Source organism: Mesorhizobium sp. AD1-1 (assembly GCF_020164655.1).
Taxonomy (GTDB): Bacteria; Pseudomonadota; Alphaproteobacteria; order Rhizobiales; family Rhizobiaceae; genus Mesorhizobium; species Mesorhizobium ciceri.
Window position 1 is genome coordinate 115,811 of record NZ_JAIUGP010000016.1, and the last position, 13,430, is coordinate 129,240.

General features: G+C 62.7%; 11 protein-coding genes. 6 read left to right on the plus strand and 5 right to left on the minus strand.

The window, feature by feature from the left end; genetic code table 11:
• Window positions 1-885, minus strand: a complete 885-nt coding sequence (locus LB519_RS25715; RefSeq protein ID WP_064994481.1) for a LysR family transcriptional regulator — start codon at window positions 883-885, stop codon at window positions 1-3.
• Between the two features lie 145 nt (window positions 886-1,030).
• On the opposite strand from LB519_RS25715, the gene LB519_RS25720 reads away from it, so the two are divergent.
• The gene (locus LB519_RS25720; protein ID WP_224621502.1) at window positions 1,031-2,563 is read left to right on the plus strand and encodes an MFS transporter; all 1,533 of its coding nucleotides are present in this window, start codon (window positions 1,031-1,033) and stop codon (window positions 2,561-2,563) included.
• A gap of 23 nt (window positions 2,564-2,586) precedes the next feature.
• Here LB519_RS25720 and LB519_RS25725 read toward each other — a convergent pair whose 3' ends face one another.
• Both LB519_RS25725 and LB519_RS25730 read right to left on the minus strand, forming a co-directional pair.
• Window positions 2,587-3,363 (minus strand): esterase family protein, encoded by a 777-nt coding sequence (locus LB519_RS25725; RefSeq protein ID WP_024504515.1) that lies wholly within the window; start codon window positions 3,361-3,363, stop codon window positions 2,587-2,589.
• A gap of 4 nt (window positions 3,364-3,367) precedes the next feature.
• Window positions 3,368-4,534, minus strand: coding sequence for an ATP-grasp domain-containing protein (locus tag LB519_RS25730; RefSeq protein ID WP_224621503.1), 1,167 nt, complete (start codon window positions 4,532-4,534; stop codon window positions 3,368-3,370).
• 824 nt (window positions 4,535-5,358) lie between these two features.
• On the opposite strand from LB519_RS25730, the gene leuA reads away from it, so the two are divergent.
• The 4 genes from leuA to LB519_RS25750 all read left to right on the plus strand — a co-directional run bounded on the left by leuA (window position 5,359) and on the right by LB519_RS25750 (window position 10,790).
• Window positions 5,359-7,098, plus strand: a complete 1,740-nt coding sequence (gene leuA / locus LB519_RS25735) for a 2-isopropylmalate synthase (protein WP_224621504.1) — start codon at window positions 5,359-5,361, stop codon at window positions 7,096-7,098.
• Window positions 7,099-7,282: 184 nt separating this feature from the next.
• Window positions 7,283-9,058: a tetratricopeptide repeat protein gene (locus LB519_RS25740; RefSeq protein ID WP_027162194.1), complete on the plus strand. Its 1,776-nt coding sequence runs from the start codon at window positions 7,283-7,285 to the stop codon at window positions 9,056-9,058.
• A gap of 197 nt (window positions 9,059-9,255) precedes the next feature.
• Window positions 9,256-10,059, plus strand: a complete 804-nt coding sequence (locus LB519_RS25745; RefSeq protein WP_027162195.1) for an alpha/beta fold hydrolase — start codon at window positions 9,256-9,258, stop codon at window positions 10,057-10,059.
• Window positions 10,060-10,172: 113 nt separating this feature from the next.
• Entirely contained in the window at window positions 10,173-10,790 is a 618-nt protein-coding gene (locus tag LB519_RS25750) for a hypothetical protein (RefSeq protein ID WP_224621505.1), read from the plus strand.
• Here LB519_RS25750 and LB519_RS25755 read toward each other — a convergent pair.
• Window positions 10,774-11,697 carry a metallophosphoesterase family protein gene (locus LB519_RS25755; RefSeq protein WP_013529920.1) on the minus strand — a complete coding sequence of 308 codons (924 nt, stop codon included), beginning with the start codon at window positions 11,695-11,697 and terminating at the stop codon, window positions 10,774-10,776. The two genes, LB519_RS25750 and LB519_RS25755, sit on opposite strands and share 17 nt — an antisense overlap.
• A 53-nt stretch (window positions 11,698-11,750) precedes the next feature.
• Here LB519_RS25755 and LB519_RS25760 point away from each other — a divergent pair, with 53 nt between their 5' ends.
• Window positions 11,751-12,245 (plus strand): NUDIX domain-containing protein, encoded by a 495-nt coding sequence (locus LB519_RS25760; protein WP_013529919.1) that lies wholly within the window; start codon window positions 11,751-11,753, stop codon window positions 12,243-12,245.
• A gap of 1 nt (window position 12,246) precedes the next feature.
• Here LB519_RS25760 and LB519_RS25765 read toward each other — a convergent pair whose 3' ends face one another.
• Entirely contained in the window at window positions 12,247-13,239 is a 993-nt protein-coding gene (locus LB519_RS25765) for a glutathione S-transferase family protein (protein ID WP_013529918.1), read from the minus strand.
• Window positions 13,240-13,430: the final 191 nt, after the last annotated feature.

Here is a 13,430-nt window from a genome sequence, read left to right on the forward strand (position 1 = left end):
CTAGCGCGCCGCAAGGCGATCGGGAAGGAAATCGACGAACACGCGCACCTTCGGCGACAAATGGCGGTTGGAAGGCCACAGCATCCGGAACTGGCCACGGCCGTCGACATGACCGTCGAGAACGGTACGCAGCCTGTCTTCGTGCAGCGCCTCACGCACCAGGAAATCCGGCATGCAGGCGATGCCGAGGCCGGCGATCGTGGCGCCCTTCAATGCTTCCATGTTGTTGCAGGTCAGCATCGAGCGGATCTGCGGTTCAGCGCTTCCGGTTATGAACGGCCACTCCAGCAGCCTGCCGCTGTTGAGGAAGCGGAAGTTTATGCCGAAATGCCTGATGAGATCCGCCGGCTCGCCGGGTGTGCCATGGCGCTCGAGGTAGGAGGGCGCCGCGCACAGCAGCATGCGGAAGGGCGCAACGGGTCTCGACACGAGGCGCGAATCAGGCAGCTCGCCGCTGCGGATCGCGACATCGATGCCCTCGTCGATGACGTCGACGATCCGGTCGTTGAAATCGATGTCGAGTTCGATCTCGGGATAGCGGGCCATGAACTCCGACAACACCGGCAGCAACAGATGATAGGTGACGATCGGGGTGGATATGCGCAGCCGCCCACGCGGTGTTTCCCGTGTCCGCGACAGCATCGCCTCGGCATCGTCGATGTCGTCGAGGATGCGGCGCACCCGCTCGTTGAACAGCTTGCCCTCTTCCGTCAGGCCAATGCGCCGCGTGCTGCGCTGCAGGAGCCGCACGCCGAGTTCCTGCTCGAGCCGGGCGACACTTTTGCCGACAGCGGAAGCCGAGATGCCAAGCGCCCGTCCGGCAGCGACGAAACTGCCGAATTCGGCGGTGCGGGCAAAGGCCAAGAGCCCGTTGAGACGATCCATCGTGTCATTCCATTCGAGCGTTTCAGTCCGATATACCAGGAGATATAACACTATTCTTCCTGAAATGCCGACGACCTATCTTGTCATCACGACCGGCTCCGCAATCGCGGCCCACCGGCGAGTGCTGTTTCAGATAGGAAAATCCATGACTTCCAGGACCACAACCGGCTCTGCCGAGAGATGGCTCGTGCTCTTGTCCGTGTGCCTTGCCGCGATGACGATGCCATTGACCTTCACCGGTCCGGCCGTCGCTCTGTCGCGCATCGCGGCCGATCTCGGCGGCAGTCCCATCGAGCTCAACTGGGTGACCAACGCCTTCATGCTGACCTTCGGCGCCACCCTGATGGCGTCGGGCGCCCTGGCCGACAACCACGGCCGCAAGCGCCTCTTCCTCGTCGGCCTCTCCCTCTATATCCTGGCATCACTGGGCGCGATGCTGGCGCCGGACATCATCTGGTTCGACATCTTCCGGGCCGTGCAGGGGATCGGCAGTGCGGCCGCCTTCGCTGGCGGCGCCTCGGCACTCGCCCAGGAATTCGAAGGGCCATTGCGGCTGCGCGCCTTCAGCTTCCTCGGCACCAGTTTCGGCATCGGCCTCGCCTTCGGCCCGATCGCGTCGGGCCTGCTCATCTCCGCATTCGGCTGGCGGTCGATCTTTCTTCTGGTTGCGGCACTCGCGATTGCCGCCGCCATGCTCGGCCTGCGCACCATCAGGGAATCGCGCGACCCGGATGCGACGGGCCTCGACTGGGCGGGGGCCGGCACCTTCACGATCGCGCTGGCGTCGCTGACCTATGGCGTGCTCCAGGCGCCGCAGAGCGGCTGGGCTGATCCCCTCGTCGTCACGCTTCTGGCCGCTTCTATCATCTGTTTTGTCGCCTTCGTTATTGTCGAGCGGCAAGCACAACGGCCGATGCTCGATCTCACGCTGTTTGCCTACCCCCGCTTCGTCGGCGTCCAGTTCCTGGCTGCGGCACCCGCTTACGCCTTCGTCGTCCTGCTCGTCCTGTTGCCGATCCGTTTCATCGGCATCGAAGGGATGAACGAGATCAAGGCCGGGCAATTGATGATCTGCCTCTCAGGTCCGCTGCTGATCCTGCCGATGCTCGCCGGCCAGCTGGCGCGCTGGATCGCACCTGCCACCATCTGCGGCGTCGGCCTGCTCGTCGCTGCCGCCGGGCTTGTCTGGCTGAGCCTGACACCACCGGTCGATAGTGCGCTGATGGCGCCGCTGATGCTGATCGGCGTCGGCATCGCTCTACCCTGGGGATTGATGGACGGGCTTGCGGTCAGCGTCGTGCCAAGGGAGCGCGCCGGCATGGCGGTCGGCATCTTCAACACCACCCGCGTCGCCTGCGAGGGTGTGGCGCTGGCGATCGTCATGGCGACGCTTTCCGGCTTTGCCGCCGCGCAGCTCGCCGCACAAGGAATGGCATCTTCGACGGACGCAGCGGCGGCAGCCCAGTTGCTGGTGACCGGCAATCTCGGCGAAGCAGCACAACATCTGCCCCAAGCCGGAGCCATTGTTCTGGTCCAGGCCTACGAGACGGCGTTCGACAGGCTGCTGATCGTGTTGGCGGCGATCACCGTCGTCACCGCCCTTGTCGTCTTCCTTGGCCTGCGTCGCGTATCGGCTTCGGAGCGCGAAACCGCCCTGCCGGCATGCCAGGAAGGGTAGCCGTCAGCGGACGGGCCTCGCTATCAATCCAGCCTGTGCATCAGGTCCTCATCCAGCCAACGGCCGAAGAAATAGACCAGTTGCTTGTGCCACCACGGCCAGTCGTGGCTGACATCGCCGCCCCAGTAATCGACCCAGGCGGGAATGGATTTGTCGCGCAGGATCTGTTCCAACCTGCGCGTCTCGACCAGCATCCGCTCTTCCCACGCGCCCTGCCCGCAGCAGAAGATCAGCCTGAGCGTCTTCAGCCGGGCCAGCAGTTTGGGATCGACGATGCCGGGCAGATAGTCGAGCGGCGAGTTGTAGAAGATGTCGCCCTCGAGCGCCCTGCCGAAAAAATCGCGGGCCGAATAGACGCCCGACAGCGCGATGACGCCGCTGGCGAGTTCGGGAAAGCGGAAGACGAAGTTCGAGGAGTGATAGCCGCCCATCGAACAGCCCGAGAACAGCGGCTTCAGCTTGCGCCCGCCATTGGCCTGCTCGGCCGTGGTCAGGAAGTCCGGCAGCGCTTCCTCGCGCACATAGCGGAAATAGGCCTCGTGGCGGGCAATGCGATGGGCCGCGTCGGCATGCTTGTCGAAGAAGGATTCCGAATCGACGCCGTCGACCGTGAACAGCTGGATGCGGCCGGTGTCGATGAATTCGGCCAGTGCGCCCACCCCGCCGGAATCCTCGAACTGGTAGAACCGGCCCTGCGAGGTCGGAAACACCACCACCGGCCGGCCGGCATGGCCGTAGCGCTTGTATTCCATGTCGCGGCCGAGCTGGCTCGAGAAATTCTTGTGATAGGAAATGTCCATCGCCTCACGCCTTTTCCGCGTGGATATACGCGACCGCTTCGCGCAGCGCTGCTTCGTCTTTCGAGCGCATCTGGTAGGCGTAATTTCCCATGGCGCGGCTGAAAACCTCTTCGATGGCCTGATGATGGACGATCTTGTCGCGGTGCGCGGCTAGCACGTCCTCATGGCTGTGCAAATAGTGGAGTCGTCGCTTGCGGCTGGCATAGGCGGTGAAATATTTGCCCTCGTAAGGGCCGCCGGCGGCATCCCTGACCACCATGTCGGCCCACGCCGCATAGACATCGATGTCGAACGTATAGTTGATCGCATCGGTCATCCAGGCGCCGGGCGGGCGCATGTTGACCTCCAGCGCGATGACACGGTCGTCCTTGGTCTCGAACAGCTCGATGTGGAAGAAGCGTTCACGCACGTCGAATGCTTTCAGGATCTTTCGACCGGCCTCCTCGACCGCCGGGTTGATCCTGGGAAAGCAGGTATAGCTCATGTGCCGGTCCTTGTTGACCACCTCCATGACGCTCTGGTCGTAGCGGTGGCTGGCCGCCAGCACCACCTCGCCGTCGCGGTTGACCAGCCCGTCATAGGTCACCACCAGCCCCTCGATGAACTGCTCCATGACGAAGGTCACGTCCTCGGGCTTGTCCCGGAAGAACTGGTCGAGCTCCTTGGCGTTGGAGATCTTGAAGGTATTCGATGCGCCGGAACCGCTGTCGGGCTTGACCACCACCGGATAGCCAACGCGCCGGATGAAGGTCATGGCCCCGGCGCGGTCGGAACATTTGCGCTGCGCGATGGTGTCGACGCCGCTCTTGCGGAAGAAGGCACGCATGCGGCTCTTGCGCTTCAGGTTCTTCACGAAATCGAGCTTGGTGCCGTAGATGTTGAAATCGGTGCGGATGTTGGCTTCCAGCTCCAGCCAGTGTTCGTTGAGCGATTCAAAGCGGTCGATGCGGCCCCACTTGTGGATGAAATGCCCCATTGCCCGGAACGCCGGATCATAGTCCTCCATGTCGGCGACACGGTAGTACTCGCTGAGCGCCGCCTTCAGCTTGGCATCGAGCGCGTCATAGGGCGCGTCGCCGATACCGAGCACCCTGGCCCCGGCCTTCTTCAAACGGTCGCAGAAATCCGCGCCATTGGCGGGAAAATGCGGCGAGAAGAACACGAAATTCATGGACGACCCCTCCCGGCGACTGGACATCGCAACCCGTCGCCCAAGTCTGGCGCATTTGCCGCGCCTGGGGAAGAGCACGCGCGTCGGGGTGCCGCCCGTCTCAACCAGCCGGCAGACAAATCGGACAACTCATCTGCTGCCTAATCCGGACGACTGCTTACGACACGGCCTGCCGAACTCAGCTGAACAAAGGCCTGGCGGCGGCAGTCAGTTCGGCGTGTTGGCAGCTTTTGTGCCGAAAGTTTTTTAATGATAGGAATTTTTTCTTGACTCCCTGCCCTCAGCTAAGGTACATTTTCATCCATGGTGCTGATTTGCGCCAGTGACCCGCCGCACAGGCGGGTTTTTCGTTTGACGCTTCGTCGGCCAACGCGCCGGCAAAGGCTCCGAAGCCCGTTAACCCGGATTCGTTGTCCTGCACGGCCTGCGGCCCGCTTCATCCCCAGCCTCCATTCGCTGGCGATAAAACCGGACAACTCACGTGCTACCTAATCCGGACAACTCATGTCCTTACGACACGGCCCGCGGCCCACTTGCCTCCCACAAGCCGCTCCTGTAAGAGAACCGCCATGAACACGCGCGCCAGCAACGCTTCCCGTCCGACCGGTTTTTCCGGCGAGACCGTGCGCGCGCTGGCTTCGACCCTGCTTCTTCTCGGCCTTATCGGCGATCGCCGGGTTCGCTGAAGGAGCGCCCGGCGGTCGAACCGCCGCGCAAGCGCATGCTCCTTGGCAATCACATCAAGCGAACGAAATTCTGGTAAAGGCGCCGCTCGCCATCAATCCACCTGAAGGTGGATCCATGAGCCGCCGGGAGAAACGACGATGAACCCACGAGAAGAGATCCGCTCCGATGCCGCGGTAGCCGACACGGATTCGGCCAAAGGCATGCCCGACGCGGCTCGCAAATATCAGCCCTATCCGACCGTCGGTCTCACCGATCGCACCTGGCCCTCGAAGGTTATCGACAAGGCGCCGATCTGGTGCTCGGTCGACCTGCGCGACGGAAACCAGGCGCTGATCGATCCTATGGGCCATGAGCGCAAGGCACGCATGTTCGGCCTGCTGCTCGACATGGGCTTCAAGGAGATCGAGATCGGCTTCCCGTCGGCCTCCCAGACCGATTTCGACTTTGCCCGCTGGTGCATCGAGGAGGGCAACGTACCCGCCGATGTCTCGCTGCAGGTGCTGGTGCAGTGCCGGCCGGAGCTGATCACCCGCACCTTCGAGGCGCTGAAGGGCGCCACCAACCCGATCGTCCATTTCTACAATTCGACCAGCGAATTGCAGCGTCGCGTCGTCTTCGAGAAGGACGTCGGCGGCATCAAGCGGATCGCCACCGACGCGGCCAAGATGATCACCGACATGGCGGCCAAGGCCGGCGGAGGCTTTCGTTTCGAGTATTCGCCGGAAAGCTTTACCGGCACCGAGCTGGAAGTGGCGCTGGAGATCTGCAACGCCGTCACCGAGATCGTCAGGCCGACCGCTGACAACAAGCTGATCATCAACCTGCCCTCGACGGTCGAGATGTCGACACCCAACATCTATGCCGATCGCATCGAGTGGATGTGCCGCAACCTCGACAACCGGGAGAACCTGCTGGTCTCGCTGCATCCGCACAATGACCGCGGCACCGGCATCGCCACCACCGAGCTCGGCCTGATGGCCGGCGCCGACCGTGTCGAAGGCACGCTGTTCGGCAATGGCGAGCGCACCGGCAATGTCGACATCGTCACGCTGGCGCTGAACATGTACACGCAAGGTGTCGATCCGTTGATCGACTGCTCCGACATCAACCGGATGAAGGACGTCTATGAATATTCGAACCAGTTGAAGATCCCCGAGCGCCACCCCTATGTCGGCGAACTCGTCTACACCGCCTTTTCCGGTTCGCACCAGGATGCCATCAACAAGGGCATGAAGGCGCTGAAGAAGGCCAATACGAGCCTGTGGGAAGTGCCCTATCTGCCGATCGACCCGGCCGATGTCGGACGCAGCTACGAAGCCATCATCCGCATCAATTCGCAGTCCGGCAAGGGCGGCATCGCCTATGTGCTGCAGGCCGATTACGGCCTCAATTTGCCGCGCAACCTGCAGATCGAGTTCAGCCAGGAAATCCAGGCGATCACCGATGCCGAGGGCAAGGAAGTGCCGGCCAGGCGCATCTACGAGCGCTTTCTCGAGACCTATGTCGACCAGCCCGGCGCGCGGCTGAAATTCCTCGATCACCACACCTATCCCAGCACCGAGATCAAGGGCCGGCGCGTCGTCGAGGCGGTCATCCTCGACAACGGCAAGGAACTGACGATATCGGGCACAGGCACCGGCCCGATCGACGGCTTCGTCGATGCGCTGTCACGTCATCTCGGTGTCGAGATGTCGGTGCTCGACTATTCCGAGCACTCGATGCAGCGCGGCTCGAACGCGTCGGCCATTTCCTATGTCGAGATGGAATATCCCGGCGGCAAGCTGTTCGGCGCCGGCATCAACACCAACATCGTCGCTGCCTCGCTGGAAGCAGTGATGTCCGCCGCCAACCGTATCGTCGGCAAAAAAGCCGGCTGACGCCCAACGGGAACAAAGATCGGAACCGTCCCAATCTGGTGATCGGTTCCGACCTTTCGGGCCGTTAACCACCGCGGAATTATCCGGTGGGTACGTGATCGCATAATGGGGTGTATACTTGTGTGGTGGTGCGGGACCTATATGATCGCGCCTCAACCTGTGCCGACTTCGAGAGGATCGACACTTGCAGCATGCCACGCCTGCCGCCCCCGCAGTGCGCGAGACACTGGAGCGACTGCTTGCCAGCCAAACGTTCGGCCGATCCGAACGCGCGCGCAAGCTGCTACGTTATCTTGTCGAACGTGAACAGGCCGGCGAAGCCGACAGGCTCAAGGGCTTTTCCATTGCCATGGATGTTTTCGGCAAGGACGGCGATTTCGACCCGTCCACCGATGCCGTGGTGCGGGTGCAGGCAGGCAGGCTGCGCGAGCTTCTGCAGCACTATTTCGCCAATGAGGGAATTGCCGAACCGGTCCGCATCGCCATTCCGCGCGGCGGCTATGTTCCTGCCTATGAATCGAATGCGATCCGCCTGCCGGATATTGCCGAGGCTGTTCCCGAACTCAGGCTGGACGGCGCCGCATCCGCCGATCGGTCAAACGAAGCCGGCACGGGCACGCCGGAGGCGATGTCTCTGACTTCCGTACCGACTTCGCCTGCCCCCTCGGTGGCGCGCCATCTCCGCTTTTTCTGGATGGCGATCGCGCTGGTCATCGCCATGCTGGGCGTACTGATTCTTCGCCAGGGCAGCACTGCCTTGCTGGCAGGCGGCGACATCTCGGCAACGCCGGAGACCGCTGGCGCAACCGCAAGCATCACATCGTCGGCAAGGGCTGACGCCCTGCCGCAAGTCTATATCGGACTCAAGGCTGACGGCCCCGACGCCAGCCGTGTCGCCGCATCGCTGCGCGCCGGCCTGAGTGGCTTCGATACGATCGACTTCATCGGTCGCGACACCGTCAACGATCCAGCCGACGACGCTGCGAGCTTCATATTCGACATCCTGCCCGGACCGGACGCGGGCGATATCACGATAGAACTGCAAAGCATGGCGTCCGGACGGGTGCTTCTATCGCGCAATCTCACCCCTGCCGACAGCGCACCTGCGGCGGTCGAAGACCGTATTGCCGACATGCTGAGCTCGGCACTCCCCGCCTCCGGCACCATCTACAACTATATCGAGCAGACCGGCACGCCAAACGGTCTGACGCAGTGCCTGCTGCTCAACGGCAAATATTACCTCGACCAGAACGCCAGGACCCATGAGGCGGCCTATCGTTGCCTCGAGAAGCTGGCCAATGGTGGAACCAAGTCCTCGCTCGTCTATTCGGAACTTGCTTCCCTGCATCTCGAGGCGGTGTCCGATCATTACGCCTATCCGCCCAACGCGACGATTGAAACAGCCGTCGAGTTTGCCCATCGCGGCGTGCAGATGGGTCCGACCAGCCCTTATGCGCATCGCGCCTACGGCTATGTCAGTTCGCGCCTCGGCAATACGGACGAATCAATCCGCTGGATGCGCAAGGCCTATGAACTCAACCCCTACGATCTCGGCATGGCCGCCGCTTACGGCTACGGGCTGATCTTCGCCGGACGATACGCCGAGGGAACGCCGATCCTCGATCATGCGGCGGAGACCTTCAGCGGACACCCGACATGGTGGGACTATGGGCTGTTCGTCGGTGAGCTCATGCTCGGCGACACGAACAAGGCAGTCGCGGCCAGCATGGCACTGAGAACGACGGCAACGAAATCACACTATCTGGCGGCACGGCTGATCGGCGCCAAGGCTGCCGGACAGGACCATCTGGTGAGCACGCTGCTGAAACAGTTGACCACCGAGTTCCCCAAATTTGCCGCCGATCCGCGGGCGACTTTCGTCGAGCGGAAATATCCGGCCGACCTGACCGACCGGCTGGTTCAGGCGCTGCGCGCTGCCGGGCTCGGCAGCCCGAGCTGACATCATCGACGTCCGCGCACTGGCTGCGCCGTGTCCCGATGGGTTTACTGCGCTCCGATCGCCGAATGCCGGTTGATCCCCAAGTTCTGTACACAACCGTACAAATCGCGAAAATTTTACTGGTCATCATGTCGGACTAGGAGCAATTCAGCCACGATTGGTGTCGCGCATTCTGCAATAACAAAAAATCAGCTTTCATGACCGCATCACTTTTTGCCGCCGAAGAGGGTGTTGGCTCGAAGGCCATCGTCCTGCTGCACGGTTTCGGCGGCTGCCACGATGTATGGCGCGAGGTGATTTCCGCCCTGACGCCTTCCACGCATACGCTGGCCTATGATCTGCCTGGGCATGGGATGTCGCTCGACTTTCCCGCCGCCGGTCCGGCCAGGGTGGCGGCCAAGGCCGTTCTGACCGACCTCTCGGAGCGTCGGCTGAAGCGCGTTCATCTCGTGGGCCACTCGATGGGTGGTGCCGTGGCGGCGCTGATGGCGCTGGCCGAGCCCGAAAAGATAGCCTCGCTGACGCTTCTGGCGCCGGGCGGCCTTGGCCCCGAAATCAATGGACCGCTGTTGCGCCGCTATGCCGAAGCCGCGGATCGGTCCGAGATCCGCTCCTGCCTCTCCGTGATGTCGGGACCTTCTGCCCTGCCGCTCGAACATACGGTGGACATCCTTTGGGAAATGCGCAGGCGACCCGGCCAACTCGAAAAGCTGGTCGGGATCGCGGCCGCCATGACCGTGGACGATCGGCAAGGCGTCATCCCGCACGATCGCCTCGATCGGCTGAACATGCCGGTAATGGTGGCATGGGGAACCAGTGATGCGGTGCTGCCCTTTACCCAGGCGGATGACCTGCCGGCGCATTTTCACGTGCACCACGTGCTGGAGGCGGGCCATATGCTGGCCGAGGAAGCACCCGACCTCGTTGCCGAGATCATTCGCCGCAACACCAGCCGCCGCGCCAGGCCGCACCGCCAGAAATTCGCCGCAGCAGCAAGCTGACCTTTTCGCGCACGACGACCCTCCTGAGCATCCCGACGCCGTCGATCTCGCCAGTGCATTTTGCCGGCGGCTGTGTTAACCCAGTGTTAACCAAACCCACGAGGCAGACGCCGATGAAGGAAGCAGGCGAGAAGACCATCGACCAGTCGAAGAAACTGTCCGATGCCATCCGTGATGTCAAAAATGCCTTCGCCGACCGCGACGATGTCGTCGTCGACATGCGCGAGGCGCATCGCATGCGTCTCGATCTGCTTGCCGCCGAGCTGGCGCCGGTTTTTGCCGATGTTCCGGCCGACATGGACAATTTCGACTTTGTCGTCTCGTCGGGCTTGCAGCCGCGCCTGTGGATCGACGCCATCAGCCATGTCGCCATGGGGCGCGACCGCCGCACCTATCGCTTCCTCAAGGACACCCGCATCGGCCGGGTGGTGCTTGCCGAATCCACTGAGATGAAATCGGTTGCCGATTCCGTGACGCGCTATGTCGCCGAGCGCATCGTCGAGCGTCAGAGGATGCTGGAAGGCGGCGTCGAACCCGCCGTCGCCGGCCTAAAACGTGCGTATGTGCCAGAAGCCGAACCGCCGCTGCGCGCGACGGAGCGCGGCAAACGCTGGTCGGCCCTTCTGTCTGGGCTTGGCCTAGTCGCTGCCGGCGCACTGGTCGGCCTTGTGGTGTCGGTCGCCCTGTTCTGGGACCGCATCGTGGCCATGGTTGTCAATTTGCGGCCATAGCGGCCTCGGCGCCAAGCTCCACCGTCTGCAGATCGGATGGCGGTATGGACGGCCCGGTCAGGCCGCGCCGTGTCAGCCGGATCCGCCAGTTTCCCTTTTCACCGTCGATGTCGAACAGATTATACTGCGCCGCCGGGTGCTTGCCACCCGGCGCCTGGCCGGCGGCAGCGACACCGACCGCCGGGATCCTGACGCCTCGACCGCCGATGAAGAACAGCGACGGCAGATGCGAATGGCCGTGCAGCACAAGGTCGGCGCCATGGCGGCGAATGATCTTGTTGAAGCGGGCGATGCCGAACAGCCGCTTGTGCTGCGGGACCGCGCCGCGCACCGGCGGATGATGGATCATGATGACGCGGAACAGCCCCTGTCCGGCAGTGTCCTGGAGGATTTTGCCGAGCCTATCCCCCTGGCCTTCCATGAAAAACCCATTGGCCATGAAGGGTGCCGTGGCGCGCGCCGTCGAGACGCCGATCAGCGCGACATTGCCGCGTACACGCAGATAGGGGAAGGCGTTGCGGTCGACCGGCGTGTTGACGCCGTCGCCGCTCATCCACGCCGCCCAGGACCGGCAGACCTTGTCGAAGGCGCCCGGCACATAGGCGTCGTGATTGCCCGGAACGACCGAAACATCATGCGGCGGCCCCAGCGTCTCCAGCCAGTGCCTGGCCATCTCGATCTCGCCGTCGAGCGCCAGATTGACCAGGTCGCCGGTGACGGCGAGGTGATCAGGCGTGTTCGCCTTGATGTCGGCGACGATCGTGTCAATGACCGCATCATGCATATGGCGGCGGCGGTTGCGCTGCCAGTTGACATAGCCGAGCACGCGCTTGGAGGCGAGATCGCGATAGGATACATCGGGGAGCGGCCCCAGATGGACATCGGAAATATGCGCGAGCCTGAACATACAACCTTCATAGGCGACCCGCGCGCGGCTTTCCACCCACGGTTTCGCTATCAATGACGAGCCCTGAAGATGCCTTCCGCCAGACCGGCTGGCCAGGGTTGAGGGCCAGGCTGTTCCATCTCTATTTCGTGCTGCGGAGGCCGATGACGCTTGGCGTGCGCGGCCTGATCCACGACACAGCGTCCAGATCCGTCTTCCTTATTCGCCATACTTATGTACCGGGCTGGCAGCTTCCCGGCGGCGGCGTCGAAGTCGGCGAGACGATGAACGAGGCGCTGGCCCGTGAACTGGCCGAGGAAGGCAACATCGCTCTGACCGCCCCGCCGGTGCTCAAATCGATGCATTTCAACCGCCGCTCCAGCCACCGCGACCATGTCGGCTTTTATCTGCTCGAGCATTTCAGCCAGACGGCGCCGAAGCTGCCGGACCACGAGATCGCCGAAGCCGGCTTCTTCCCGCTCGACCGCTTGCCGCAGGGCACGACGCCGGCGACGCTGCGCCGGATCGCCGAGGTTTTTGACGGCGAGCAGCCCTCGCCCTACTGGTAGATCAGGCCGCCGCTTTCTCGAAGCGCGCCCGGTCATGCCGTGCGGCATAATCGAGATCCGGTCCGACAGGCACGATCCGCGTCGGATTGATCGTCTGGTGGCTGCCGTAATAATGAGCCTTGATGTGATGCATGTTCACCGTCCCGGCCACGCCAGGGACCTGATAGAGATCGCGCAGATAGTTGGACAGGTTCGGGTAGTCGGCGATGCGGCGCAGATTGCATTTGAAATGGCCGACATAAACCGGATCGAAGCGCACCAGCGTGGTGAACAGCCGCCAGTCGGCCTCGGTGATACGACCACCGACGAGATAGCGCTGTTTTGCCAGCCGCTCCTCCAACGTATCCAGCGCCGAAAACAGCTCGCCGAAAGCCTCTTCATAGGCGCGTTGCGTGGTGGCGAAGCCGGCGCGATAGACGCCGTTGTTGATGGCGGGATAGACCAGCGCATTGATGCGGTCGATCTCGCCGCGCAACGCCTTCGGATAGAAATCGAAGCTGGCGTCGCCCCATTCATCGAAGGCTGAATTCAGCATGCGGATGATTTCGGAAGACTCGTTGGAGACGATGGTCTGCTCCTTTTTGTCCCACAGCACCGGCACAGTCACCCTGCCCGAATAGGCGGGATCGGCCTTGGCATAGATCTGGTGCAGGAAGTCGAGGCCGTAGAGCGTGTCGCCCGTGGCGCCGTCCTCAGCTACGAACGTCCAGCCGTTGGCGCCCATGAAATGATGCACCACGGACACCGATATGATGCCCTCCAGCTTCTTCAGCGCGCGAAAGATCAACGTCCGGTGGGCCCACGGACAGGCAAGCGAGACATAGAGGTGATAGCGGCCGGGCTCGGCCTTGAAACCGCGCGTCCGGCCTTCGGCAGGCGCCCCGTCAACGGTGATCCAGTCGCGCCATTGCGACTGCGCCCGCACGAACCTGCCACCATTGTCCGCCGTATCGTACCAGCGGTCCTGCCATCTTCCTTCGACCAGCAATCCCATGCGAATCTCCTTGCGTCCTGTTGGTTGATGTAGGCGCAAGGCTGCCCTGTCGAAGACGTCAGGTGCTGAACAGACCGTCACTTGGCAGAAATGACGGACAGAAACGGCCGATTGCAGCGGCGGGAAATTGATGCTAGCGGACAATCCGCATGTTCGACTTTGCTTTGATCCGGTTTGACCGACGACGAAAG

What these genes read in the sequence shown, in the direction of transcription:
- LB519_RS25715 (WP_064994481.1), bottom strand. Translation starts at nt 885, where the DNA reads ATGGATCGTCTCAACGGGCTCTTGGCCTTTGCCCGCACCGCCGAATTC.
- LB519_RS25720 (WP_224621502.1), top strand. Translation starts at nt 1,031, where the DNA reads ATGACTTCCAGGACCACAACCGGCTCTGCCGAGAGATGGCTCGTGCTC.
- LB519_RS25725 (WP_024504515.1), bottom strand. Translation starts at nt 3,363, where the DNA reads ATGGACATTTCCTATCACAAGAATTTCTCGAGCCAGCTCGGCCGCGAC.
- LB519_RS25730 (WP_224621503.1), bottom strand. Translation starts at nt 4,534, where the DNA reads ATGAATTTCGTGTTCTTCTCGCCGCATTTTCCCGCCAATGGCGCGGAT.
- leuA (WP_224621504.1), top strand. Translation starts at nt 5,359, where the DNA reads ATGAACCCACGAGAAGAGATCCGCTCCGATGCCGCGGTAGCCGACACG.
- LB519_RS25745 (WP_027162195.1), top strand. Translation starts at nt 9,256, where the DNA reads ATGACCGCATCACTTTTTGCCGCCGAAGAGGGTGTTGGCTCGAAGGCC.
- LB519_RS25750 (WP_224621505.1), top strand. Translation starts at nt 10,173, where the DNA reads ATGAAGGAAGCAGGCGAGAAGACCATCGACCAGTCGAAGAAACTGTCC.
- LB519_RS25755 (WP_013529920.1), bottom strand. Translation starts at nt 11,697, where the DNA reads ATGTTCAGGCTCGCGCATATTTCCGATGTCCATCTGGGGCCGCTCCCC.
- LB519_RS25760 (WP_013529919.1), top strand. Translation starts at nt 11,751, where the DNA reads ATGACGAGCCCTGAAGATGCCTTCCGCCAGACCGGCTGGCCAGGGTTG.
- LB519_RS25765 (WP_013529918.1), bottom strand. Translation starts at nt 13,239, where the DNA reads ATGGGATTGCTGGTCGAAGGAAGATGGCAGGACCGCTGGTACGATACG.